A 24,706-nucleotide genomic window follows, 5' to 3' on the forward strand; every position below is an offset into this window, starting at 1 on the left:
ATCAAAATGCTGAGTCCTTACATGTCCCCCGTCGAGCGGGTTTGGTTCTACAGCTTGCGCATACTCTGCGGGCTGATCCTGTTGTTCCTGATCCTGCCGGTGCTGGTGATCATTCCGTTGTCGTTCAACTCGGGCAGCTTCCTGGTCTATCCGCTGCAGGGCTTTTCGTTGCAGTGGTACCACGACTTCTTCGCTTCAGCCGAATGGATGCGGGCGTTGAAGAACAGCATCATCGTGGCCCCGGCGGCAACGCTATTGGCGATGATCTTCGGTACGCTGGCGGCGATCGGCCTGACTCGTGGTGATTTCCCGGGCAAGGCGCTGGTGATGGCCCTGGTGATTTCGCCCATGGTGGTGCCGGTGGTGATCATTGGCGTCGCGAGCTACCTGTTTTTCGCGCCATTGGGGATGGGCAACAGCTTCTTCTCGCTGATCATCGTCCACGCGGTGCTCGGCGTGCCGTTCGTCATCATCACCGTCTCGGCGACCTTGCAAGGGTTCAACCACAACCTGGTTCGCGCTGCTGCCAGCCTCGGGGCTTCGCCATTGACCGCGTTCCGTCGCGTGACCTTGCCGTTGATCGCGCCGGGCGTCATCTCTGGTGCGTTGTTCGCCTTCGCGACTTCGTTTGATGAAGTGGTGGTGACCCTGTTCCTGGCCGGCCCGGAGCAAGCGACCCTGCCACGGCAGATGTTCAGCGGTATTCGCGAGAACCTGAGCCCGACCATCGCCGCCGCGGCTACGTTGTTGATCGCCTTCTCGGTGATCCTGCTGCTGACGCTGGAATGGCTGCGTGGGCGTAGCGAGAAGCTGCGTACGACCCAAGTCTGAGGCCCCCTGCAAAACCAGTGTGGGAGCGAGCCTGCTCGCGAATGCGGTGTACCAGTCGACATAATTGTTGACTGACGGTCCGCTTTCGCGAGCAGGCTCGCTCCCACATCCGCTCCTCGGTGCATTCATAAGCTGAATGACAGACCACCCCCCAATACCGAGCTATCCTTGTGCCAGCCCCCACTCGAACAAGAGGCCGCGCACATGAGTCTTTCCTCATTCAAGATCGCCCACAAACTGATCACCGGCGCCGCTGCCATCGAGCAACTGGCGGCGGAGCTGACACGGCTGGATGTCGATAACCCGTTGATCGTCACCGACGCGGCGCTGGTCAAGTCGGGCACCGTGGAGTTGGCGCTGCAGCATCTGGGTGGGCGCGACTACGAGATTTTCGACCGGGTCATGCCCGACCCGGAAATCGCCATCGTCGAAGATTGCATGCAAGCCTACCGCGACGGCGGGCATGACGGTCTGATCGGCCTGGGTGGCGGCAGCGCCATCGACATTGCCAAGTGCGTGGGCGTTTATGCCGGTTATCACGGCGAGCTGCAGGATATGTTCGGTGTCGATCAGGTGCCGCGCAAAGGTCCGCCCATGATTGCCATTCCCACCACCGCCGGTACCGGTTCGGAAGTCACCAACGTGGCGATCCTCTCTGACAAGGCCGCACAGCTGAAAAAGGGCATCGTCAGTGATTACCTGCTGCCGGACGTGGCGCTGGTCAGCCCGCAGATGACCCTGACGTGTCCGCGCAGCGTGACCGCCGCCAGCGGCGTTGATGCGTTGGTGCACGCTATCGAGTCGTACCTGTCACTCAACGCCTCGCCGATCACCGATGCCCTGGCCATCGGCGCGATCAAGCTGATCACCCGCGCGTTGCCCAAGGCCTACGCCAACCCGTCCCACTTGCAGGCCCGTGAAGACATGGCCACCGCCAGCCTGATGGCCGGCATGGCGTTCGGCAATGCCGGGGTCGGCGCCGTGCATGCGCTGGCCTATCCGCTGGGCGGGCGTTTCCATGTCTCTCATGGCGTCGCCAATGCCTTGTTGCTGCCGTATGTCATGCACTGGAACAAGATGGCCTGCGTCGAGCGCATGCGCGATATTGCCGAAGCCATGGGCATCAAGACGGCTCATTTGAGTGATATCGAAGCCGCGGATGAGGCCGTGGAAGCCATGGCGGCGTTGTGTGCCGCGGTGGAAATTCCCAAGGGTCTGAGTGGACTGGGCGTCACCGAGGAAGTGATTCCGTCCATGGCGGCGGAGGCGGCGGGCATAGAGCGGCTGATGCGCAACAACCCGCGCAAACTGAGCGCCGGCGATATCGAGAAGATCTACCGAGCGGCGTATTGATCGTGCGTCACGGTGGGCGCGCCAAATCTTGAGGTATACAATGCGCGCCATCGTGATTTCGCTCAAAACAGGTGCGTCATGCAGCCCTTCGCTATTGCTCCGTCGATTCTCTCCGCCGACTTCGCCCGCCTGGGCGAGGAAGTGGATAACGTTCTGGCCGCCGGGGCCGACATCGTCCACTTCGATGTCATGGACAACCACTACGTACCCAACCTGACCATCGGCCCGATGGTCTGCGCGGCGTTGCGCAAATATGGCATCACTGCGCCAATCGATGCGCACCTGATGGTCAGTCCGGTGGATCGTATCGTCGGTGATTTCATCGAGGCCGGTGCCACCTACATCACTTTCCACCCTGAAGCCACGCTGCACGTCGACCGCTCCCTGCAATTGATCCGCGAAGGCGGCTGCAAGGCCGGCCTGGTGTTCAACCCGGCCACGCCCCTGGACGTACTCAAGTACGTGATGGACAAGGTCGACATGGTTCTGCTGATGAGCGTCAACCCGGGTTTCGGCGGGCAGAAGTTCATTCCGGGCACGCTCGACAAGCTGCGCGAAGCCCGCGCCCTGATCGATGCCTCGGGCCGGGATATCCGCCTGGAAATCGACGGCGGCGTGAACGTGAACAACATCCGCGAAATCGCCGCGGCCGGTGCCGACACCTTTGTCGCCGGTTCGGCGATCTTCAACGCACCGGACTACCAGGCAGTGATCGAGAAGATGCGCGCCGAACTGGCCCTGGCACGTCCATGAGCGGCTTCGAGCAGCTGTTTCCCGGCAGCCTGCCGCGTCTGGTGATGTTCGATCTCGACGGCACGCTCGTCGATTCGGTCCCGGACCTGGCGGCCGCCGTGGACAATATGCTGCTCCAGCTCGGGCGTCCGCCTGCCGGCATCGACGCGGTGCGCCAGTGGGTCGGCAACGGCGCGCCGATGCTGGTGCGCCGGGCGCTGGCCAATCACATTGATGCCCAGGGCGTTGATGAGGCCGAGGCCGAGCGGGCTCTGGAGCTGTTCAACGAAGCCTATGAAGGCAACCACGAACTGACCGTGGTTTATCCGGGCGTGCGCTCTACCCTCAAATGGTTGCACAAGCAGGGCGTGGAAATGGCGCTGATCACCAACAAGCCGGAGCGTTTTGTCGCGCCGCTGCTGGATCAGATGAAGATCGGCCGTTATTTTCGCTGGATCATCGGCGGCGACACCTTGCCGCAGAAAAAGCCCGACCCGGCCGCGCTGTTCTTCGTCATGAAAATGGCCAACATCCCCGCATCCCAATCGTTGTTTGTCGGCGACTCGCGCAGCGACGTGCTGGCGGCGAAAGCGGCGGGGGTCAAATGTGTTGCCCTGAGCTACGGCTACAATCATGGCCGACCGATTGCCGAGGAATTTCCGACATTGGTGATTGATGATCTGCGCCTGCTAATTCCCGGTTGCCTGGACCCGGCCGCTGAGATAACGTTGCCCGACGCTGTTCAATCCTCTTCTGGAAACGCCATCGTGGTGGTCACTCGCAAACTCTGGATGAAAGTCATGAAGGCCCTGGCCCGCTGGCGTTGGCGCGCCTGACGTGATCCTGGCCGGTTATCCGGCGCGTTTGCATACCTGACTGTCAGCTCCTCTTGCCACGAGGCACCCCATGATCCGCGAAGAATTTCTGCGTCTAGCCGCTGCCGGCTACAACCGCATCCCGCTTGCCTGCGAAACCCTGGCCGACTTCGACACGCCGCTGTCGATCTACCTCAAGTTGGCCGACCAACCCAATTCCTACTTGCTCGAATCGGTGCAAGGTGGGGAAAAATGGGGTCGCTATTCCATGATCGGCCTGCCGTGCCGCACTGTGCTGCGAGTCCATGACCATCGCATCAGCGTGACGTACGATGGCGTCGAAATCGAAAGCCACGAAGTCGAGGATCCGCTCGCGTTCGTTGAATCCTTCAAGGCCCGCTACAACGTCCCGACCATCCCCGGCCTGCCACGTTTCAACGGCGGCCTGGTGGGTTATTTCGGCTACGACTGCGTGCGCTATGTGGAAAAACGCCTGGGCACCTGTCCGAACCCCGATCCGCTGGGGGTGCCGGACATTCTGCTGATGGTCTCCGATGCGGTGGTGGTCTTCGACAATCTCGCCGGTAAGATGCATGCCATCGTCCTGGCCGATCCGTCCCGTGAAGATGCCTACGAGCAAGGTCAACAAAGCCTTCAGACGTTGCTGGAAAAACTCCGCCAGCCGATCACCCCGCGTCCCGGCCTGGACTTCAGCAAGCAGTCGGCAGCCGACCCGGTGTTCCGTTCCAGTTTCACCCAGGGTGACTACGAAAAAGCCGTCGACACCATCAAGGAATACATCCTGGCGGGCGATTGCATGCAGGTCGTGCCGTCGCAACGGATGTCGATCGACTTCAAGGCCGCGCCGATCGATCTGTACCGGGCGCTGCGCTGTTTCAACCCGACGCCTTATATGTATTTCTTCAACTTCGGTGACTTCCATGTCGTGGGCAGTTCGCCCGAGGTGCTGGTGCGGGTCGAGGAAAACCTGATCACCGTGCGGCCGATCGCCGGCACACGGCCACGCGGCGCCACGGAGGAAGCGGACCGGGCGCTGGAAGAGGACCTGTTGTCAGATGCCAAGGAGATCGCCGAGCACCTGATGCTGATCGATCTGGGACGCAACGACACTGGCCGGGTTTCCGAAGTGGGTTCGGTAAAGCTCACCGAGAAAATGGTCATCGAGCGCTACTCCAACGTGATGCACATCGTGTCCAACGTCACCGGGGAGTTGAAGGCCGGGTTGACGGCGATGGACGCCTTGCGAGCGATCCTGCCGGCGGGCACTTTGTCTGGCGCGCCGAAGATCCGCGCCATGGAAATCATCGACGAGCTGGAGCCGGTCAAGCGCGGTGTGTACGGCGGAGCCGTCGGGTACTTCGCCTGGAACGGCAACATGGACACGGCCATCGCCATCCGCACCGCCGTGATCAAGAACGGTGAGTTGCACGTGCAGGCCGGCGGCGGCATCGTCGCCGACTCGGTGCCCGCGCTGGAATGGGAGGAAACCCTGAACAAGCGTCGGGCAATGTTCCGTGCCGTAGCCCTGGCCGAGCAGACCTCGAACGACTGAAGGCGTTTGCCGAACAACTGTGGCGAGGGAAACTGGGTCCATGTGGGAGCGAGCTTGCTCGCGATGAGGCCCTAAGGCTCAACCAATAGGTTGACTGACAGTCCGCCATCGCGAGCAAGCTCGCTCCCACAGAGGCCGCGTCAAAAATCCAGGCTGACCCCCAGGCTCACCCCTTGCTGGGTAAAATCATCATCCTTGCGCAACGTATAACCGCCCCGCAGCGCGAGATCCCTGGTCAACTTGTGGCTGATCCCCAGGTTCAGGCGATTGAGGTGGCTTTGTGGGGTATAGCCCTCCAGCGTGAAGTCATTGGCCGGCAAGCTGTTGAGGGCGATGTTCACCTTTTGCGTATCGTCCTCATACTCGCGCTCGTGGGCATACTCCCCGTACAGCTGGGTCTGGCGGGTAAAGTTGTATTTGCCCTGCAAGCCGATGCCCAGGCGTTTTGAATCGCGGGTCTGGTCGTCGAAAGTCAGCGCCGTGGAGCGGCTGCCCTGTTCCGAGTAACCATCGACCTCGGCCTTCGCATAATCGGCGCTGACAAACGGTGACAGGTGCCATTGGCTGCCCGGCTGGGCAATGTCGTAGCCTACGCGTGTGCTGAATGCCCAGAGATGACCGTCGGTATCGCCTTTTTCCTGCGCCTGGCTGACGCCCAGGTCGAATTTGCGCTCCAGGTTGTCGTAGTCGAGCTTGCCGCCGGTCAGCGCGGCGTCGGCCCACCAGCGGTTCTGCTGGAACTGGGCGAACGCGGTGGCGAGGTAGCTGTTGAGCTTGTAGTTCGAATCGTTGCGGCCAGCGTCCATGTCCTGGCGGTACAGACCGGCGGCCACGCCGATGCGCCAGGCTTCGTTGAAACGGTAACTGCCGCCGATGTTCAGGTTGTAGCCACTGCCGTCGGCGCTTGCACCGCTGCCTTGGCTATCAATGTCCAGATGCTGGCCGCCGCCGGCAACAATCGCCCGCCATTGACCTACCGCCTGCCAATCTTCCCAGTCCGATTGCCATTGGCTGCGCAATTCATCCTGGTGGGCGCGCAAGGTCGAGTGGGCCATTTCCGGCAGCAAGGTCAGTTCCCACGGCGCCGCGAGCAGGGAATAGGCGTAGTCGGCAATCAGCTTCTGCCCGGCTTCGGTGGGGTGGACCGCATCGTTATAGATCAGCTTGCTCGGATCAGGCGTGGTGCTGTGGATGCCATAGGTGGCGTTTTCCGTGCAACCGTTGCCACTAAAACAGGTGGCGGTAAGGTTCTCGCCGGTGGCAAGGCCGAATCGTCCAGGATCAGCAAAGCTTTCCTTCAGCAATAGCGGAACGTTCAGCGGAATGATTTCGGCATCGATGCCTTGCAAACGTGTGATCAGTTGCTGGTTGAACTGATGACTGAGCAGGGAGACCACTTCTTGAAACGGGGTGCCATTGAGGGCCGGCGTCAGGCCCAGATCGGGCAGCAGCCAAACCATCGCGTAGCGGGCGCCGGCGGTCTGCAGCACCTGGACACTGTCGGCCAGGCGGTCCGCGGCGGCGTTCGCCTGGGCAATGTTGAGCACTCGGCCCTGAAGGAAGTCGTTACCGCCGCCGGACAGGTAATACAGTGCGTTCGGATCAGCGCGTAGGCCATTGGCTGGCAGATAACCGGCACGACTGCGCTCGCCCGTGTCGGAGATATTGGTGATCGAGTCGAGTATCTGGTCGGTACGATAACCGCCCACGGCCCAGTTGTTGCCGTCCGCCAGCCCCTCGCGGGCACGGGCAGCCGAGGTGGAGGCCGCGGTCTCGTCGTCGGAAAAGCCCAATCGTCCCCCGAGCAGTTGGGTGGCGTTGGCAGAATAGGCTTCGCCGCTGCCATCCAGATAAGTCGGACCGGTTCGGTTGGTAGCCCGCAAGGTTGATCCGGGCGGGCCGCCCGGATCGGTGAACTGGCCGGCGTCACTGAGGCTGTCACCGAACACGATGAAGCTGGAGTAGGGGTTGGGGGCGGCATTTGCCGAAGCGCAAGCCATGGCCAGCAGGCAGCCGGTGATCGGTACAAACAAGGTCTGTTTGATCATGAGAAGGTCCTTTTCAATCTTATTTTTATGGGAAAACGAAACGACAGTACCAAAAACTTCCGACGGTCTGCCACCCATCTGGGAACATCGCAATTGTTTGCAAGCCCTTCGGGTCCGTCTTATTGCGTGCTCCGCCCAGCTAAGTTACTGTGCCGGAACGTATGAACGAGACTTCCCCCGTGTCGATTGTCAGCAAACTTCTGAATCAATTGATCAAGGCTCACGCCCGTTGGCGTTGGCGCGCCTGAACGTTCCATGCCGGCCTCGCCGGACCTGTACCGATTTGCCTTCTTTACCCGTTTGGAAACCGCTTCGCAGGCGCATCATTCGCCTGTCCAGCGCAGCACCGTGCGGGTCACTCTTCGAAGGCTGTATTCCAAGTCAGTGTATTCAATAGGTTGTTTACGCCATGTTGCTGATGATCGATAACTACGACTCTTTTACTTACAACGTTGTGCAATACCTCGGCGAGCTCGGCTCCGAGGTCAAGGTCGTGCGCAACGATGAGCTGACCATTGCCGAAATCGAGGCCCTCAAGCCCGAGCGCATCGTCGTCTCGCCCGGCCCTTGCACGCCGACCGAAGCGGGCATCTCCATCGAAGCCATCAAATATTTTGCCGGCAAGCTGCCGATCCTCGGTGTCTGCCTGGGGCACCAGTCGATCGGCCAGGCGTTCGGTGGCGATGTCGTGCGGGCCCGCCAGGTGATGCACGGCAAGACCAGCCCGGTATTTCATGAAGACAAGGGCGTGTTCGAAGGCTTGAATCGCCCGCTTACCGTCACCCGCTACCACTCGTTGATCGTCAAGCGCGAAACCCTGCCCGACTGCCTTGAGCTGACTGCCTGGACCCAGCTCGAAGACGGCTCGGTGGACGAAATCATGGGTTTGCGTCACAAGACGTTAAACATCGAGGGTGTGCAATTTCATCCCGAGTCTATCCTCACCGAGCAGGGCCACGAACTGTTCGCCAACTTCCTCAAACAAACCGGCGGCACGCGCTAAGGACTTTCCATGGACATCAAGACAGCCCTGAACCGTATCGTCGGCCAGCTCGACCTGAGCACCGACGAAATGCGCGACGTGATGCGGGAGATCATGACTGGCCAGTGCACGGACGCGCAGATTGGCGCGTTCATGATGGCCATGCGCATGAAGAGCGAGAGCATCGACGAGATAGTCGGTGCGGTCACGACCATGCGCGAGTTGGCGGACAAGGTCGAACTCAAGACCCTCGATGGTGTAGTGGATGTCGTCGGGACCGGTGGTGACGGAGCCAATATCTTCAACGTTTCCACCGCGTCGGCATTTGTCGTTGCGGCGGCCGGCTGCACCGTCGCCAAGCATGGCAATCGTGCGGTGTCGGGCAAGAGCGGCAGCGCCGATCTGCTGGAAGCCGCCGGTATCTACCTCAACCTGACGTCGGTCCAGGTGGCTCGTTGTATCGATAGCGTCGGCATCGGCTTCATGTTTGCCCAGACCCACCACAGCGCCATGAAATATGCCGCGGCGCCGCGTCGCGAGCTGGGCTTGCGCACGCTGTTCAACATGCTCGGCCCGCTTACGAATCCGGCCGGTGTGAAGCATCAAGTGGTCGGCGTGTTCAGCCAGGCGCTGTGCCGGCCATTGGCGGAGGTCCTGCAACGTTTAGGTAGCAAGCACGTGCTGGTCGTCCATTCAAAAGACGGCCTGGATGAATTCAGCCTGGCGGCGCCCACTTTCGTGGCCGAGCTAAAAAATGATCAGATCACCGAATATTGGGTCGAACCTGAAGACCTCGGCATGAAGAGCCAGAGCCTGCATGGACTGGCGGTGGATGGGCCAGCCCAGTCACTTGAGTTGATCCGCGATGCCTTGGGGCGGCGTAAAACCGAGAATGGCCAGAAGGCTGCGGAAATGATCATGCTCAATGCGGGCGCCGCGTTGTATGCCGCCGATCACGCCAGCAGCCTCAAGCAAGGTGTCGAGCTCGCGCATGATGCGTTGCACACCGGCCTGGCCCGGGAAAAACTGGAAGAATTGGGCGCGTTTACCGCCGTATTCAAAGTGGAGAATGAAGGATGAGCGTGCCAACGGTTCTGGAAAACATTCTGGCTCGCAAGGCTGAAGAAGTGGCCGAGCGCCGGGCCCGGGTCAGCCTCGCCGAGTTGGAAAGTCTTGCACGTTCAGCAGACGCGCCTCGCGGCTTTGCCCAGGCGCTGATCGACCAGGCGAAGAAAAAGCAGCCTGCAGTCATCGCCGAAATCAAGAAGGCGTCCCCCAGCAAAGGTGTGATCCGTGAGGACTTCGTCCCCGCCGACATCGCCAGGAGCTACGAGAAGGGCGGTGCGACCTGCCTTTCGGTGCTCACCGACGTCGATTTTTTCCAAGGCGCCGATGACTATCTTAAACAGGCGCGGGCGGCGTGCAAGCTGCCGGTGATCCGCAAGGATTTCATGATCGATCCGTACCAGATCGTTGAGGCGCGGGCCTTGGGTGCCGATTGCGTGCTGTTGATCGTTTCCGCCCTGGATGACGTGAAAATGGCCGAGCTGGCCGCAGTCGCTAAAGGTGTGGGCCTGGATGTACTGGTGGAAGTCCACGACGGCGACGAGCTGGAGCGTGCCCTGAAAACTCTGGATACCAAGCTGGTCGGCGTGAATAACCGCAACCTGCATACGTTTGAAGTCAGCCTGGAAACCACTCTTGACCTGTTGCCGCGAATTCCACGCGATCGCCTGGTCATCACCGAGAGCGGCATTCTCAACCGAGCCGATGTCGAGTTGATGGAAGTCAGCGATGTGTATTCATTCCTGGTTGGCGAGGCGTTCATGCGGGCCGAAAGCCCGGGTACAGAACTGCAGCGCTTGTTTTTCCCCGAGCGCGGCGTTCCGGTAACCGGCTCGACGCTGGACTGAATCGATGCCTTCAGCCATTGCCTTCACGGTTGAAAGCGGCCTGCAGGCCGAACAGGATCTGCTGGCCAGCGTTTGCGCCGGTGACGCTGAATCCGGCTTGCTGTTCTGGCAACCCAGCGATCGTGCCCTGGTCATGCCGCGTCGCTTGAGTCGCCTGCCAGGTTTTGAACTTGCCTGTGAGGTATCGGCCGCAAGCGGCTGGCCGGTGCTGCTGCGTGAAACCGGTGGCGAGCCAGTGCCTCAATCGGGCGCTACGGTCAATATCGCGCTGGTCTATGCGCCACCGCGAAGTGAAGGTGACCATGGCCGGATCGAGACTGCTTATCGGCGTCTATGCGATCCGATCTGCCAGTTGCTCGATGAGCTGGGCGGGGTGGCTTCCCTCGGTGAAGTGGAGGGCGCGTTTTGCGACGGGCGCTTCAACGTTAGTCTGGACGGCCGCAAAATGGTCGGTACCGCCCAGCGCTGGCGGCAAAGCAAGGGCGGCCAGAGGCCGGTGGGCCTGGTGCATGGCGCCCTATTGCTGGATGACGAGCGCGAGTCCATGGTTGCGGCGGTCAATCGGTTCAACGAGGCGTGTGGCCTGGAGCAGCGAGTGCGTGCCGAGAGCCACATTGCCCTGCATGAGAAATTCCCGGCGCCTCATGCGCTGGAACGGCTCGAGGCGCTTTACCAGGAACTGTTGAGCAACTTCTAGCGCGTCCCGAACACGACCATGGTCTTGCCTTTGACGCTGACCAGATTGCGCTCTTCCAGGTCCTTGAGCACGCGTCCGACCATCTCTCGGGAGCAGCCAACGATGCGGCCGATTTCCTGACGGGTCACTTTGATCTGCATACCATCCGGATGGGTCATGGCGTCGGGCTGCTTGCACAGTTCCAGCAGGCAGCGGGCGACGCGACCGGTCACGTCGAAAAACGCCAGGTCACCGACTTTGCGGGTGGTATTGCGCAGACGCTGCGCGATTTGTCCGCTGAGGGCATAAAGAATGTCCGGATCCTGCTGCGACAGCTCTCGGAATTTGCCATAGCTGATTTCCGCCACTTCACATTCGACCTTGGCTCGCACCCAGGCGCTGCGCTCCTGCTCCTTGCCCGCCTGCTCGAACAATCCCAGTTCGCCGAAAAAATCCCCGGAGTTGAGGTAGGCGATGATCATTTCCCGGCCGTCATCGTCCTCGATCAGGATAGTGACGGAGCCCTTGATGATGAAAAACAGCGTATCGGAGCGGTCGCCTGCGCAAATGATGTTGTGCTTGGCGGGGTAGCGGCGACGCTGGCAATGCATCAAGAGTTTGTCGAGGTTCTTGATCTTGGACGTGGGAGTAATGGCAACCATGGTTGTATCCCGAAAGACTGCGCGGTGTGGTGGTTTGGTTTTTTGGGTGAGGGCGAATGGTTATCGCCAAAAGCTGGCCATACGCCAGCGAGATGGCGCAGCTTAACAGAGGCATTCGTAATAGATTCGAGAATTTACCTACAGGCGCTGGCGTAAGAGGCATCAGGCATCCCGCTGCCATCAACGGGCGCTGTGCTAAGCTGGCGCCCCCTTTTTTTGAACAGTGGAGTCTTGGCGATGAAGGCACGCATCCAATGGGCTGGCGAAGCCATGTTCCTCGGTGAATCAGGCAGTGGTCATGTGGTCGTCATGGACGGCCCACCGGATGCCGGCGGTCGTAACCTGGGTGTCCGGCCAATGGAAATGCTCTTGCTCGGTGTCGGCGGCTGCAGCAACTTCGATGTGGTCAGCATTCTCAAGAAGTCACGCCAGGCCGTCGAAAGTTGCGAAGCGTTTCTTGAAGCCGAGCGCGCGACAGAGGATCCGAAAGTGTTTACCAGGATCCACATGCACTTCGTGGTCAAAGGCCGTGGACTGAAGGAAGCCCAGGTCAAGCGCGCCATTGAGCTGTCCGCCGAGAAATACTGCTCGGCCTCGATCATGCTCGGTGCCGCCGGTGTTGAAATCACTCACGATTATGAAATCATCGAGTTGGGTTGAATCGACATCCAACCATCACAAATGCAGTGCAAGCTCTGGCGGTCAGAAGCCGACATCTGCATAATGCGCCACTTTTTTCAGGGCAATGATCGGCTCGCGGGCTGATCCATTGCCTGGACAGACAACCAAAATCGCCATCGCGAAGAGGTGTTAACCGTCCTACGCAGGTGCGTCGTTCGCATCTGACGGGCATGCTTGATCACGCGGCCGGGCCGCAATACACAGAGAGTTTTCAAACGGTGAAAAGCAAACTCAAGCTCCATGGGTTCAATAACCTGACAAAGACCTTGAGCTTCAACATCTATGACATCTGCTATGCGGAAACCCCGCAAGACCAGCAGGCCTACGTCGAGTACATCAATAAAGAGTACAACGCCAAGCGCCTCACGCAGATCCTCACGGAAGTTGTCGATATCATTGGTGCCAACATCCTGAACATCGCCAGTCAGGACTATGAACCCCAAGGCGCCAGCGTGACCATTCTGATCTCGGAAGAGCCGGTGACACCGACCGAAAGCCAGATCGAAGAGTCCCCGGGCCCGTTGCCTGAAATTATCCTGGCCCACCTCGACAAGAGCCACATCACGGTACATACCTATCCGGAGATCCATCCGGTGGACGGTATCGCAACGTTCCGAGTGGACATTGATGTGTCGACCTGTGGCGTCATTTCACCGCTCAAGGCGCTCAATTTCCTGATTCATCAATTCGATTCCGACATCGTGACCGTGGATTACCGTGTGCGTGGCTTCACACGGGATGTGGAGGGCCACAAGCACTTCATTGATCACGAGATCAATTCGATCCAGAACTATCTCTCCGAAGACACGCGCGACGCGTACCAGATGACCGACGTGAACGTGTACCAGGAAAACCTGTTCCACACCAAGATGCTGCTCAAGGACTTCGAGCTGGACAACTACCTGTTCGGTGATGCCACCAGCAACCTGTCCGTTGAGCAGCGTGGCCAGGTGGAGGAGCGTGTGAAGCACGAGATGCTTGAGATTTTCTACGCGCGCAACATGCCGCGCTGAAGGTCAAGGCTACAAAAAAAAGGCGACTACCTGTGCGGTAGTCGCCTTTTTCAGTTTTGGGAAACCCGATATGTCTGTGGGACAGGCTCCGTATCGCGGTCAGATCCGATAGGTGCTCTTGGTCATGACCTTCGCCAACAAGCTCATGCCGAATTTCACCGGAGCCGGGAAACGAACCCCCCCCGCATCGAGAGCGCTTTCGGCATGCTGTTCTTCATCCTTGCGCATCTGTTCAAGAATCGCCCGGGACTTTTCATCTTCGGCCGGCAACTGCTCCAGGTGCTCATTCAGATGCTTGCACACTTGATGTTCGGTTGCCGCGACGAAGCCCAGGCTGACCTTGTCGCTGATCAGCCCGGCCACCGCGCCGATGCCGAATGACATCCCGTAGAACAACGGATTCAGGACGCTGGTATGGCTACCTAATTGGCGAATGCGCTGCTCGCACCAGACCAAGTGGTCGACTTCTTCTTCGGCGGCATGCTCCATCGCCTCGCGTACCTGCGGCAATCTCGCCGTCAGCGCCTGGCCCTGGTACAGAGCCTGGGCGCAAACCTCACCGGTATGGTTGATGCGCATCAGGCCCGCGACATGGCGAGTCTCTTCGTCACTCATCTGTACGTCCGGCTGCACGATTGCCGGCGACGGACGGTACGGCTGGCCGCTGAAGGGCAGCAGCGTGCGCATCGCGGTATCGGCTTGCAGCAGCAGGCGGTCAATGGGCGAGTAGTGACGTTGGGTAGTCATGCTTACCTCCGGAAAAAATCACGGCAGCCAGTTTAACCCAATCGGCCGCTGAAGATTTGCGCTGGGTCAGCGGTATCAACCCGGTGGCCAGTTCATCTGGCGCTGCCCCAGCACGTGCATATGAATGTGATAGACGGTCTGCCCGCCAAGTTCATTGCAGTTCATCACCACGCGGAAGCCTTCCTCACAGCCCAGTTCAAGCGCCAGGCGCTGGGCGGTAAACAGGATATGTCCGGCCAACCCTTTGTCTTCCTCGGTCAGGTCATTGAGGGTGCGGATCGGTTTTTTCGGAATCACCAGGAAATGCACTGGAGCCTGGGGGGCGATGTCGTGAAAAGCCAGAACCTGATCGTCTTCATAAATGATCCTGGCCGGAATTTCCCGGTTGATGATCTTGGTAAACAGAGTGTCCACGGCTGCTGCTCCGTTGGGTTGTTTGAGGTCGAGTGTATTAAAGGCTCGGTTGGCAAGCCCGGGTTAACCATCCGCAAATCTAGCGTGGACAGTAGGCTTTATTGGACATGCCGCTGAGAATTCGCACCAGCCAGCGCGGCCCGAGTCGGGGCAGGGCGGCGATCCAGCGATTGCGGCGTCCGGGAATGATAATGGCCCGGTCCCTGTCCAGCGCGCGGACAGCGTACAGCGCAACCTCTTCAGGGCTCATCAGCTTCTTATCGTCGCTGGGCTTCTCGTCCCGTTGCCACTCGGCGAAAAAACCGGTGCGGGTCGGGCCAGGGCAAAGTACCGAGACTTTGATCGCACATTTCTTCAGCTCGATTCGCAAGGCTTCGGAAAAATGCAATACGTACGCCTTGCTGGCGTGGTAGGTGCTCATCCAGGGGCCCGGCTGGAACGCGGCAATCGACGCGACGTTCAGGATCTGGCCGCCTCCATGCAGCGCCATGCTGTTGCCTACGGCGTGACAGAGGCGGGTCAGGGCCAGGATATTCACTTCGATGAGGTCCTGCTCGGTCATCCAGTCCTGGCCCAGGAACGGGCCGAAGGTGCCGATGCCGGCGCAGTTGACCAGCAGGTCGATCTGGCGTTCGCCTTCTTCCAGTTCCAGCAGGAAACCTGAAAGCCGCAAGGGCTCGCTCAGGTCGCAAGCCCGGAACAATACTTCCACGCCAAATCGCTGGGTCAGTTCGATCGCAATACTTTCCAGTCGATCGCGCTGTCGCGCCACGAGTATCAGGTTGCGCCCGCGCCGGGCCAGTGCTTCAGCCAGGGCCAGGCCGATTCCGCTGGAAGCGCCAGTGATCAGGGCGTAACGGGTCATGCAGTTCTCCATCGCAACAGCCCGCCGCCAGTGGACTGGGCTGTCACTGGCATGAAGCGGGCCTATTGTTCCTCTTCTTCTTCGTAGTCTACAGAAGGCGAGGCGGGCTCGGCTGCATCAACGGCCGGTTCTTCGCTGGTCTGGTCACTGTACTCGCTGCTTTCGTAGCTGCTCGAGGCACCGCTATCGAAGTCCTCCTGGAGAGCACCGAAGATGCCGGCGAAGGTGGCCACGAAAATCAGGACGATCATCACCAGCCAAAGCGACGCCAGCAGCTTGACCGCCGTGGTATTGCGCGGCGGTGGTGGGCCGTACTGGTTGGCGCCGGTATTGCCTGGGGCGATGATGAGAATGAACGGGAAGATGCTGCCCACGAATGGCACGAGGTTGATCAGCCACAACCACCCCGACCAGCCGAGATCATGCAGACGCTGGACGTTGAACTGGATGCTCACGAACGCGAAGGCAAGCACGACGACTACAGCGATCAGACCACCGACGACCAACCCTGCTATCGAGTCGGAAGCGAGCAGCCAGTTCGTGGCGACCCAGAAGCCCAGGCCTACCAACGGCAGCATGGCCAGGGTCAGGACCATGGTCCAGGCCAGGTAGCGCAGGCGTCCGATACGTCCCTCGAAGCTGAAGGGTTTGAGCGTGCCGTACTCGGCGAACGTTTCACCCACTGCTGCCCGTGGAGGCGCATATGGAGAAACAGGATCGATCACGGAGTCCGGCTGGCGGCCGCCCGGCTGCTCCTGGATTTCGCCGAGATTGAGCTGGATGGACGGTTCGGCTTCGATTCGTGCATCGATGCCGCTTTTATGAAGCGCGTCCAGGTACTGTTGCGCTTCATTCTGGGACAGGTTGTTCTTGAGGGACACCTTGCGACCGCTGAACAGTCGTTCAATGGCGCTCACATCACTTTTGAACAGTTCGGCGAGGTTGAGCTTGGCGGTAGTGGTATCTACGCCTGGCAGCAGGGCCCCGTCGAATACGATGTTGAAACGGTTTTCGCTCATGCCTGGCATCCTTGTCTTTCTGGTTGGTTTATTGTGGGTTCAGCGCGGCCAATGGCCGCCAAGTTGTGTCGCTAGGGCTTGCGCCTGCCGGTATTCTTCATCCAGGCGTGCGATCAATTGATCGACACCGGGCAAATCATTGATGTCACCTACACCCTGGCCGGCGGACCATACGGTCTTCCAGGCCTTGGCTTCATCATTGAGCGGTTTGAGTTTCGCCCCCGCATCCGCCACGCCCTTGCCTTGCAGAGCAGCCAGGTCGAAGCCGGCACTTTCCAGGCTCTGACGCATGAAACTGGCCGGCACCCCGGACACTGCGGGAGTATGCACGATGTCCGCGGCTCTGGATGTGAGCAACATCTCTTTATAAGCGTCGGACGCGTGACTTTCCGTTGTGCCGATAAAACGCGTTCCGAAGTAGGCCAGATCCGCGCCAAGCAATTGCGCAGCCAGAATCTGATGGCCGTGGTTAAGGCATCCTGCAAGCAACAGGGTTTTATCGAAGAACTGCCGGATTTCAGCAATCAGTGCGAATGGGCTCCAGGTTCCTGCGTGCCCACCCGCACCGGCCGCAACGGCGATCAAACCGTCGACGCCCGCTTCGGCGGCTTTTTCGGCATGGCGGCGAGTGGTCACGTCGTGGAATACCAGGCCGCCATAGCCATGAACCGCGTCCACCAATTCCTTCACCGCCCCCAGGCTGGTGATGACGATCGGCACCTTGTGCTCGATACAGATTGCCAGGTCGGCCTGGAGTCGCGGGTTGCTGTGATGGACGATCAGATTGACTGCGTAGGGCGCCGGCTTTTCCAGGGTCGCCAAGCCCGCTTCGATTTCCTCCAGCCACGCCTTGAAGCCGCTGCTTTCACGTTGGTTCAACGCCGGGAAACTCCCGACGACACCGTTGCGGCAGCAGGCCAGTACCAGCTGCGGATTGGAAATGAGGAACATCGGTGCGACCACGACAGGCAGCCGCAGACGTTGTTCAAGCAGAGCGGGCAGCGACATCGGAGGTCCCTCTGATCAGTGGATGCGGTTGGAGTTAGAACGGCCGGACCACGACCAGAATTACAATAGCCAGCAATATCACGACCGGCACTTCATTGAACCAGCGATAAAAGACATGACTGCGGGTGTTTTCGCCACGGGCGAAGCGCTTAACCTGGGCACCGCACATATGGTGATAGCCGATCAGCAAGACGACCAGAGTCAGCTTTGCGTGCATCCAGCCGCCTTGGGTGAAATAGGCGCTGGCATTGAGGCTGAGCAAGCCGATGCCGAACACCAGCGTGGCGATCATCGCCGGGCCCATGATGCCGCGATACAACTTGCGTTCCATGATGGAGAAGCGTTCCTTGCTGACGCTGTCTTCGCTTTGAGCGTGGTAGACGAACAGTCTAGGCAGGTAGAACAGGCCGGCAAACCAGCAGACCATGCTGACAATGTGAAGCGCTTTGAGCCATAGATAGAGCATTTTTGATTATTCCCAGGTTCACGGTAGCCTCGATAGTAGAGGTTAGCGCGGCCACACGTCACCTTGGCGGTTGTCGCAGCGCTGCGGGCGCCCTATCATCGACGGCTTTCCAGTGGTTCGTTGAGGGCAGGTTCATGGTCAAGGTCGGTATCGTCGGCGGCACGGGTTACACCGGTGTCGAACTGCTGCGTCTGTTGGCACAGCATCCGCAAGCTGAGGTGGTGGTCATTACCTCCCGATCCGAGGCCGGCCTGGCCGTCGCCGACATGTATCCGAACTTGCGTGGCCATTACGACGGCCTGGCGTTCAGCGTCCCTGACGTCAAGACCCTTGGGGCCTGCGATGTGGTGTTTTTCGCCACCCCCCATGGTGTCGCCCACGCTTTGGCGGGTGAGCTGCTGGCCGCGGGTACCAAGGTCATTGACCTGTCGGCAGACTTCCGTCTGCAGGACGCAGACGAATGGGCCAAGTGGTACGGTCAGCCCCATGGCGCACCGGAACTGCTGGACGAGGCGGTCTACGGCTTGCCGGAAGTCAATCGTGAAAAAATCAGGCAGGCACGGCTGATCGCGGTGCCGGGTTGCTACCCGACCGCGACGCAGTTGGGATTTCTGCCTTTGCTGGAGGCCGGTCTCGCCGATGCGTCGCGCTTGATCGCCGACTGCAAGTCGGGCGTCAGCGGCGCCGGTCGAGGTGCCAGCGTTGGCTCGTTGTACTCCGAAACATCGGAGAGCATGAAGGCTTACGCGGTCAAGGGGCATCGTCATTTGCCGGAGATTCGCCAAGGGTTGCGTCGCGCGGCAGGCAAGGACGTCGGCCTGACTTTCGTGCCGCACCTGACGCCCATGATCCGTGGTATCCATTCCACCCTCTACGCCACCGTGACCGATCGCTCCGTGGATCTGCAGGCGCTGTTCGAGAAGCGTTATGCCGATGAGCCGTTTGTCGACGTGATGCCGGCTGGCAGCCATCCGGAAACCCGCAGTGTCCGCGGCGCGAACGTATGCCGGATCGCTGTGCATCGCCCCCAGGATGGCGACCTGGTCGTGGTCCTGTCGGTAATCGACAACTTGGTCAAGGGCGCTTCCGGCCAGGCGGTACAGAACCTCAACATCCTCTTTGGGCTGGATGAGCGGCTGGGCCTGTCCCACGCGGGGATGCTGCCTTAAATTATCAGATGCAGGCTGTAAGCTATGAGCCTGTGGCTTATAGCTTGCGGCTTACAGCTGCTGCGCAAATAGTTGACCAATTTTGTCGGAGAAGCGGATAATGCCCGCCATCACGCATTATGGCGGCGTAAGCGCCGGGAGATATTCAGCATGAGCGTCGAAACCTTCACTCCCTCGGCTTTGCAATTCACCCACGGTGCCGCGCACAAGGTGAAGAGCCTGGTCGATGAAGAGGGCAATGATCGTTTGAAGCTGCGCGTGTTCGTGACGGGCGGCGGTTGTTCAGGTTTTCAGTACGGCTTCACTTTCGATGAGGAAGTGGCCGAGGATGACACCATCGTCGAGCGCGAAGGCGTCAGCCTGGTGGTCGATCCGATGAGCTTCCAGTACCTGGCGGGTGCCGAGGTGGATTATCAGGAAGGCCTGGAAGGATCGCGCTTCGTGATCAAGAATCCTAACGCCACCACAACTTGTGGGTGCGGTTCTTCGTTTTCGATCTGATCGCTTCAATAAAAACGCCGCAGAGCCTTACGGCCCTGCGGCTTTTTTTTGTCCGCGATTATTGATCTCAGGCCGGATAAATAGCGCCGAGTACGCGCGGGCCACGGGCACCAGTGACACTTGGACGGTTTCCTGGAATACCCTCAAGACAGCAATGGGCGAGCCAGGCAAAGGCCATGGCTTCAACCCAATCCGGGTCCACGCCGTACGCTGCCGTACTGCTGACTCTGGTAGCTGGTAGCAAGTCGGCCAGGCGCTTCATGAGTGTCTGGTTGTGTGCGCCACCGCCGCAGACCAGCAACTCCTGCGTGTTCGGCTGGGCATGCTGTAGTGATTCGACGATGGTCAGGGCAGTCAGTTCAAGTAGTGTCGCCTGCACATCTTCAGGGGCGAAGGCTGGCAATTGCGATAGATGACGGGTCAGCCAGGACAGGTTGAATACTTCTCGTCCGGTACTTTTCGGGCCTTTGGTTACAAAGAAGGGGTCTCCAAGCAACGTCGTGAGCAAAGTCGGCTCTACTTTTCCGCTGGCTGCCCATTGGCCGTCACGATCAAAAGGCTCGCCTCGCTCCTGGTATATCCAGGCATCGAGCAATACGTTGCCTGGGCCGCAATCGAAACCTGATACGGGTTTTGCCAGCTCTATCAGGCTGAGATTGCTGAAGCCGCCGACATTCAGTACTGCACGAGGACCGACTCGTTCTTCGAACAGTGCTTCGTGAAATGCCGGAACCAGAGGCGCCCCCTGTCCTCCGGCGGCGACATCACGGCTGCGGAAATCGCTGACAACGGTGATGCCGGTCAATTCGCTCAAGAGTGCCGGGTTACCGATCTGCACGGTAAATCCGCGGGCCGGTTCATGGCGAATGGTTTGGCCGTGGCTGCCAACCGCGGTGACGTCTTCAGGCTTGAGCTTCTGTTCGTCGAGTAAGGTATGGATGCCCTGCGCGGCCAGCTTTACCCAGTTCTGCTGGGCGATGGCGGAGCGGGCGATCTCATCGGGCCCACTGCTGCACAGTGCAAGCAACTCGGTGCGCAGGGGCGTGGGCATGGGTATGTAATGCGTGGCGATCAATTTGATCGCCGGGGCCAGTTCGATCAGCGCGATATCCAGGCCATCCAGGCTGGTCCCGGACATCACACCGATATAGAGCGCCATGGCTTAGCGCTTGCTCGAAGCTAGCAGGGTGGCTTTCTCTTGATCCATGCGAGCCATCAGAGGCTGGCTCTGAGCCAGGAAACGGGTGCGCTCGGATTTCGCAATCGGATCGGCCATCGGCAGTTTCTGGCCGAGCGGATCGACGTGAACGCCGTTGACCTGGAATTCATAGTGCAAGTGCGGGCCGGTGGACAGGCCAGTCGTGCCGATGTAGCCAATAACCTGGCCTTGCTTGACGGAGCCGCCGGTCTTCACGCCTTTGGCGAAACCTTGCATGTGGCCGTACAGCGTGCGGTAGGTGTTGCCGTGCTGGATGATCACGGTATTGCCATAACCGCCACGACGGCCGGCCAGCAGTACCTTGCCATCGCCGGCAGCCTTGATGGGCGTGCCGCGCGGAGCTGCGTAGTCGACGCCTTTGTGGGCGCGGATCTTGTTCAGGATAGGATGCTTGCGGCCTGCAGAAAACCTGGAGCTGATGCGGGCGAAGTCGACTGGAGTACGGATAAACGCCTTGCGCATGCTGTTGCCGTCAGCGGTGTAGTAGCTGCTGTTGCCCTGCTTGTTGGTGTAGCGCACCGCCGTATAGGTCTTGCCGCGGTTGGTGAAGCGCGCGGAAAGGATCGGTCCGTTGCCGACGCTTTTCCCATTGACCACTTTCTGTTCGTAGATGACGTCGAACTCGTCGCCCTGGCGAATATCCTGCGCGAAGTCGATGTCATAACCAAACACGCTGGCCATGTCCATGGTCAGGCTGTGGGAAAGGCCGGCGCGGGCGGCCGACTGGGACAGCGAACTATTGATAACGCCGTGAACATAGGCGGAGCGCACGGTAGGTTTGGTGGTGACGCGGTTGAATACATAACCCTTTTCGTTTTTGGTCAGGGTGATGCTTTCCAGATCGCTCAGCTTGGTGTGCAGGTTGGTCAGCTGCCCGTCTGGATTGAGTTCGAATTCGAGTTTCTGGCCACGTTGCAGTTGAGTGAACTGTTTGGCTTGCTTGTCGCTGGCCAGGATTTCATGGACTGAGGTTGAGGGCAGGCCCACCTTTTCGAAGAGGGTGGAGAGTGTGTCGCCCTTGGCAACAATCACTTCACGGTGGTCCGGTCCTTTCTTCTCTTCTGCAACAGGTGCTTCTACCTGTGCAGTGGCGTTTGCAGCGTCTTCCGCGCTTTCTTCAATCTGGGCAAAAGGCGAGGCGGCCGGTTCGTTTGTGGCTTGAACGGCTTCGGCGGCGTCTTGTTCTTGTGTGAGTTGTTCAGCGGGACTTTCCAGTTCAAGACTCAGAGTCGTCTTTTTGGCTTCAACATCGCTGGAAGGAAATACCAGGAGCGCCAGGCTAAGGAGGGCGGCGATACCACTTGCGGCGAGCAGGTGGGTCTTTGGGTAAAGCGGCGGCGCTTTAGACGGTTCGGTGGTCATAGGTAATTTGACTTTTGAAAAGATGAATTGGAAAAGATGAATGACATGATGAAGATGAAATAACTGTATAAAATATAACCAAAACCCCTGCGAAGCAAGCCCGCGAACGCTCTGTCTATGGGATTGGCGTTCGTGCACCTGGCAAACCTTGTATTTGGTGCGCGATCTTGTATGGTTGGGGCCCTTTGAATCTGAGCCTTGCGGGTCTGTTATGAAGTCGGTTGAAGAGCAGCTAGCGCTGATCAAACGTGGTGCGGAAGAACTGTTGGTCGAGTCCGAGCTGATCGAAAAGCTCAAGCGCGGGCAGCCGCTGCGTATCAAGGCCGGTTTCGATCCGACGGCGCCCGACCTGCACCTGGGGCATACCGTGCTTATTAATAAGCTGCGTCAGTTCCAGGACCTGGGGCATCAGGTTATCTTCCTTATAGGCGACTTCACCGGCATGATCGGTGACCCGAGCGGCAAAAGTGCCACCCGTCCTCCGCTGACTCGTGAGCAGGTTCTCGACAACGCCGAGACCTACAAGAATCAGGTCTTCAAGATTCTTGACCCGGCCAAGACCGAAGTGGCTTTCAACTCCACCTGGATGGATCAGATGGGGCCAGCGGATTTCATACGCCTGACTTCCCAATACACCGTAGCTCGCATGCTCGAGCGCGATGATTTCGACAAGCGTTATACAACCAATCAGCCAATCGCCATCCATGAGTTCCTCTATCCGCTTGTGCAGGGTTATGACTCGGTCGCATTGCGGGCGGACGTCGAGCTTGGTGGTACCGATCAGAAGTTCAACCTGCTGATGGGGCGTGAGCTGCAGCGCGGCTATGGGCAAGAAGCTCAGTGCATCCTGACCATGCCATTGCTGGAAGGTCTGGATGGTGTGAAGAAGATGTCCAAGTCGCTGGGCAACTACGTCGGGATCCAGGAGGCGCCGGGCGTCATGTACGGCAAGTTGGTTTCCATTCCTGATGTGCTGATGTGGCGTTATTTCGAGTTGTTGAGCTTCCGCTCCATGGATGAGATCAATGCTTTCCGAGCTGATGTGGAGGCGGGCGCTAATCCGCGTGACATCAAGATCAAGCTGGCCGAAGAGATCGTTGCTCGTTTCCACGGGGAAGAGGCTGCGGCCAACGCTCATCGCGCGGCGGGCAATCGCATGAAGGATGGCGAACTGCCGGATGACCTGCCGGAGATCGAATTGACTGCTGCCGAGGATATGCCGATTGCGGCGGTTCTGAATAAGGCGGGCTTGGTCAAGAATGCTGCGGTGGCGCGAGACCTCTTGGGTTCGGGTGGCGTGCGTATAGATGGTGAGGTCGTGGATCGCACCTATATATATAAGCTGGGCTCCACTCATGTGTGTCAGGCCGGCAAGAAGGCTTTCGCACGTATTACGCTCAAATCCGAATAAAGCTGAAAATAACGGTTGACGGCAAATTCTGGATGTCTATAATTCGCCCCACTTCCGGCGCAGTCGAAACGGAAAACTCCTTGAGATTCAACGAGTTAAGTAGGTTTCGAAAGTGTGCGGCTTCAGATCATCGAAGCACGGAAGAAGTGGGCAGGCCGGTTTGATGGGTTCTGCCGACGGTTCGATCCTCTCGGTCGAAAGCGGTAAAAAAGAGGTGTTGACAGCAGCGACTAACGCTGTAGAATTCGCCTCCCGCTAACGAGAGATCGGAGGCGCAAGTGGTTGAAGTTGTTAAGGATTTCCAAGCGAAACTTTGAAAACTTCTTAAAATAACCGCTTGACAGATACACGGGGCGCTGTAGAATGCGCGCCTCGGTTGAGACGAAAGGCTCAACCCACCGCTCTTTAACAACTGAATCAAGCAATTCGTGTGGGTGCTTGTGGAGTCAGACTGCTAGTCAACAGATTATCAGCATCACAAGTTACTCCGCGAGAAATCAAAGATGTAACCAACGATTGCTGAGCCAAGTTTAGGGTTTTCTCAAAACCCAAAGATGTTTGAACTGAAGAGTTTGATCATGGCTCAGATTGAACGCTGGCGGCAGGCCTAACACATGCAAGTCGAGCGGCAGCACGGGTACTTGTACCTGGTGGCGAGCGGCGGACGGGTGAGTAATGCCTAGGAATCTGCCTGGTAGTGGGGGATAACGCTCGGAAACGGACGCTAATACCGCATACGTCCTACGGGAGAAAGCAGGGGACCTTCGGGCCTTGCGCTATCAGATGAGCCTAGGTCGGATTAGCTAGTTGGTGAGGTAATGGCTCACCAAGGCGACGATCCGTAACTGGTCTGAGAGGATGATCAGTCACACTGGAACTGAGACACGGTCCAGACTCCTACGGGAGGCAGCAGTGGGGAATATTGGACAATGGGCGAAAGCCTGATCCAGCCATGCCGCGTGTGTGAAGAAGGTCTTCGGATTGTAAAGCACTTTAAGTTGGGAGGAAGGGCAGTTACCTAATACGTAATTGTTTTGACGTTACCGACAGAATAAGCACCGGCTAACTCTGTGCCAGCAGCCGCGGTAATACAGAGGGTGCAAGCGTTAATCGGAATTACTGGGCGTAAAGCGCGCGTAGGTGGTTCGTTAAGTTGGATGTGAAATCCCCGGGCTCAACCTGGGAACTGCATTCAAAACTGTCGAGCTAGAGTATGGTAGAGGGTGGTGGAATTTCCTGTGTAGCG

24 protein-coding genes and 1 rRNA gene (1 of these 25 running past the window's edge) are annotated in these 24,706 nt (G+C 59.0%); 15 read left to right on the forward strand and 10 right to left on the reverse strand.

Going from position 1 to position 24,706, the window contains the following annotated elements; all coding sequences use genetic code 11:
- Positions 1-6 precede the first annotated feature (6 nt).
- From J3P94_RS03410 to trpE, 5 genes are all read left to right on the forward strand, one after another.
- Complete coding sequence (locus tag J3P94_RS03410; protein ID WP_305498415.1) at positions 7-831, forward strand: ABC transporter permease; 825 nt, start codon at positions 7-9, stop codon at positions 829-831.
- 204 nt (positions 832-1,035) lie between these two features.
- Positions 1,036-2,184, forward strand: a complete 1,149-nt coding sequence (locus tag J3P94_RS03415) for an iron-containing alcohol dehydrogenase (RefSeq protein ID WP_305498416.1) — start codon at positions 1,036-1,038, stop codon at positions 2,182-2,184.
- Positions 2,185-2,262: 78 nt separating this feature from the next.
- Complete coding sequence (rpe, locus tag J3P94_RS03420) at positions 2,263-2,937, forward strand: ribulose-phosphate 3-epimerase (protein ID WP_305498417.1); 675 nt, start codon at positions 2,263-2,265, stop codon at positions 2,935-2,937.
- Positions 2,934-3,752, forward strand: coding sequence for a phosphoglycolate phosphatase (locus J3P94_RS03425; RefSeq protein WP_434571435.1), 819 nt, complete (start codon positions 2,934-2,936; stop codon positions 3,750-3,752). The genes rpe and J3P94_RS03425 overlap by 4 nt, the downstream gene beginning before the upstream one ends.
- Before the next feature lie 70 nt (positions 3,753-3,822).
- Positions 3,823-5,304 (forward strand): anthranilate synthase component I, encoded by a 1,482-nt coding sequence (gene trpE / locus J3P94_RS03430; protein ID WP_434571437.1) that lies wholly within the window; start codon positions 3,823-3,825, stop codon positions 5,302-5,304.
- A 140-nt stretch (positions 5,305-5,444) separates the two neighbouring features.
- Here trpE and estP read toward each other — a convergent pair whose 3' ends face one another.
- Complete coding sequence (estP, locus tag J3P94_RS03435; protein WP_434571439.1) at positions 5,445-7,352, reverse strand: esterase EstP; 1,908 nt, start codon at positions 7,350-7,352, stop codon at positions 5,445-5,447.
- Positions 7,353-7,761: 409 nt separating this feature from the next.
- Between estP and J3P94_RS03440 the strand changes: the two genes are divergently transcribed.
- Genes J3P94_RS03440 through J3P94_RS03455 form a run of 4 tightly spaced genes read left to right on the forward strand, consistent with a single transcriptional unit; the run spans position 7,762 to position 10,944 of the window.
- Positions 7,762-8,355, forward strand: a complete 594-nt coding sequence (locus tag J3P94_RS03440) for an aminodeoxychorismate/anthranilate synthase component II (RefSeq protein ID WP_018928869.1) — start codon at positions 7,762-7,764, stop codon at positions 8,353-8,355.
- Between the two features lie 9 nt (positions 8,356-8,364).
- Positions 8,365-9,414 (forward strand): anthranilate phosphoribosyltransferase, encoded by a 1,050-nt coding sequence (trpD, locus tag J3P94_RS03445; protein ID WP_434571441.1) that lies wholly within the window; start codon positions 8,365-8,367, stop codon positions 9,412-9,414.
- Positions 9,411-10,247 carry an indole-3-glycerol phosphate synthase TrpC gene (gene trpC / locus J3P94_RS03450; protein WP_434571443.1) on the forward strand — a complete coding sequence of 279 codons (837 nt, stop codon included), beginning with the start codon at positions 9,411-9,413 and terminating at the stop codon, positions 10,245-10,247. The genes trpD and trpC overlap by 4 nt, the downstream gene beginning before the upstream one ends.
- A gap of 4 nt (positions 10,248-10,251) precedes the next feature.
- Complete coding sequence (locus J3P94_RS03455) at positions 10,252-10,944, forward strand: lipoate--protein ligase family protein (RefSeq protein WP_434571445.1); 693 nt, start codon at positions 10,252-10,254, stop codon at positions 10,942-10,944.
- Here J3P94_RS03455 and crp read toward each other — a convergent pair.
- Entirely contained in the window at positions 10,941-11,585 is a 645-nt protein-coding gene (gene crp / locus J3P94_RS03460; RefSeq protein ID WP_305498426.1) for a cAMP-activated global transcriptional regulator CRP, read from the reverse strand. The two genes, J3P94_RS03455 and crp, sit on opposite strands and share 4 nt — an antisense overlap.
- 237 nt (positions 11,586-11,822) lie before the next feature.
- Between crp and J3P94_RS03465 the strand changes: the two genes are divergently transcribed.
- Positions 11,823-12,245, forward strand: coding sequence for an OsmC family protein (locus J3P94_RS03465; RefSeq protein ID WP_015097046.1), 423 nt, complete (start codon positions 11,823-11,825; stop codon positions 12,243-12,245).
- 239 nt (positions 12,246-12,484) lie between these two features.
- Positions 12,485-13,279, forward strand: a complete 795-nt coding sequence (gene speD, locus J3P94_RS03470) for an adenosylmethionine decarboxylase (RefSeq protein WP_434571448.1) — start codon at positions 12,485-12,487, stop codon at positions 13,277-13,279.
- 99 nt (positions 13,280-13,378) lie between these two features.
- On the opposite strand, the gene coq7 is transcribed toward speD, so the two are convergent.
- The 6 genes from coq7 to hemJ all read right to left on the reverse strand — a co-directional run bounded on the left by coq7 (position 13,379) and on the right by hemJ (position 17,798).
- Positions 13,379-14,026: a 2-polyprenyl-3-methyl-6-methoxy-1,4-benzoquinone monooxygenase gene (gene coq7, locus J3P94_RS03475; RefSeq protein ID WP_434571450.1), complete on the reverse strand. Its 648-nt coding sequence runs from the start codon at positions 14,024-14,026 to the stop codon at positions 13,379-13,381.
- A gap of 75 nt (positions 14,027-14,101) precedes the next feature.
- Positions 14,102-14,440 carry a histidine triad nucleotide-binding protein gene (locus J3P94_RS03480; RefSeq protein ID WP_305498431.1) on the reverse strand — a complete coding sequence of 113 codons (339 nt, stop codon included), beginning with the start codon at positions 14,438-14,440 and terminating at the stop codon, positions 14,102-14,104.
- 79 nt (positions 14,441-14,519) lie between these two features.
- Positions 14,520-15,305, reverse strand: coding sequence for an SDR family NAD(P)-dependent oxidoreductase (locus J3P94_RS03485; protein WP_434571452.1), 786 nt, complete (start codon positions 15,303-15,305; stop codon positions 14,520-14,522).
- A 62-nt stretch (positions 15,306-15,367) separates the two neighbouring features.
- Complete coding sequence (locus tag J3P94_RS03490; RefSeq protein WP_434571454.1) at positions 15,368-16,324, reverse strand: DUF805 domain-containing protein; 957 nt, start codon at positions 16,322-16,324, stop codon at positions 15,368-15,370.
- A gap of 39 nt (positions 16,325-16,363) precedes the next feature.
- Positions 16,364-17,332: an NAD(P)H-dependent flavin oxidoreductase gene (locus tag J3P94_RS03495; RefSeq protein WP_434571456.1), complete on the reverse strand. Its 969-nt coding sequence runs from the start codon at positions 17,330-17,332 to the stop codon at positions 16,364-16,366.
- Positions 17,333-17,366: 34 nt separating this feature from the next.
- Positions 17,367-17,798 (reverse strand): protoporphyrinogen oxidase HemJ, encoded by a 432-nt coding sequence (gene hemJ / locus J3P94_RS03500; RefSeq protein WP_305498435.1) that lies wholly within the window; start codon positions 17,796-17,798, stop codon positions 17,367-17,369.
- A gap of 134 nt (positions 17,799-17,932) precedes the next feature.
- Between hemJ and argC the strand changes: the two genes are divergently transcribed.
- Both argC and erpA read left to right on the forward strand, forming a co-directional pair.
- Entirely contained in the window at positions 17,933-18,967 is a 1,035-nt protein-coding gene (gene argC, locus J3P94_RS03505; RefSeq protein ID WP_305498436.1) for an N-acetyl-gamma-glutamyl-phosphate reductase, read from the forward strand.
- 150 nt (positions 18,968-19,117) lie between these two features.
- On the forward strand, positions 19,118-19,468 hold the full coding sequence (gene erpA, locus J3P94_RS03510) for an iron-sulfur cluster insertion protein ErpA (RefSeq protein WP_434571459.1): 351 nt from the start codon (positions 19,118-19,120) through the stop codon (positions 19,466-19,468).
- A gap of 67 nt (positions 19,469-19,535) precedes the next feature.
- On the opposite strand, the gene J3P94_RS03515 is transcribed toward erpA, so the two are convergent.
- Positions 19,536-20,627, reverse strand: a complete 1,092-nt coding sequence (locus J3P94_RS03515; protein ID WP_434571461.1) for an anhydro-N-acetylmuramic acid kinase — start codon at positions 20,625-20,627, stop codon at positions 19,536-19,538.
- A 3-nt stretch (positions 20,628-20,630) separates the two neighbouring features.
- Positions 20,631-22,049 (reverse strand): peptidoglycan DD-metalloendopeptidase family protein, encoded by a 1,419-nt coding sequence (locus J3P94_RS03520; protein ID WP_434574080.1) that lies wholly within the window; start codon positions 22,047-22,049, stop codon positions 20,631-20,633.
- Positions 22,050-22,260: 211 nt separating this feature from the next.
- Here J3P94_RS03520 and tyrS point away from each other — a divergent pair, with 211 nt between their 5' ends.
- Both tyrS and J3P94_RS03530 read left to right on the forward strand, forming a co-directional pair.
- Positions 22,261-23,460 carry a tyrosine--tRNA ligase gene (tyrS, locus tag J3P94_RS03525; protein ID WP_434571463.1) on the forward strand — a complete coding sequence of 400 codons (1,200 nt, stop codon included), beginning with the start codon at positions 22,261-22,263 and terminating at the stop codon, positions 23,458-23,460.
- A gap of 560 nt (positions 23,461-24,020) precedes the next feature.
- A 16S ribosomal RNA gene (locus J3P94_RS03530) occupies positions 24,021-24,706 on the forward strand; it runs 853 nt beyond the window's last position.

Origin of the sequence: Pseudomonas sp. Z3-8, from assembly GCF_051131975.1 — a bacterium.
Taxonomy (GTDB): Bacteria; Pseudomonadota; Gammaproteobacteria; order Pseudomonadales; family Pseudomonadaceae; genus Aquipseudomonas.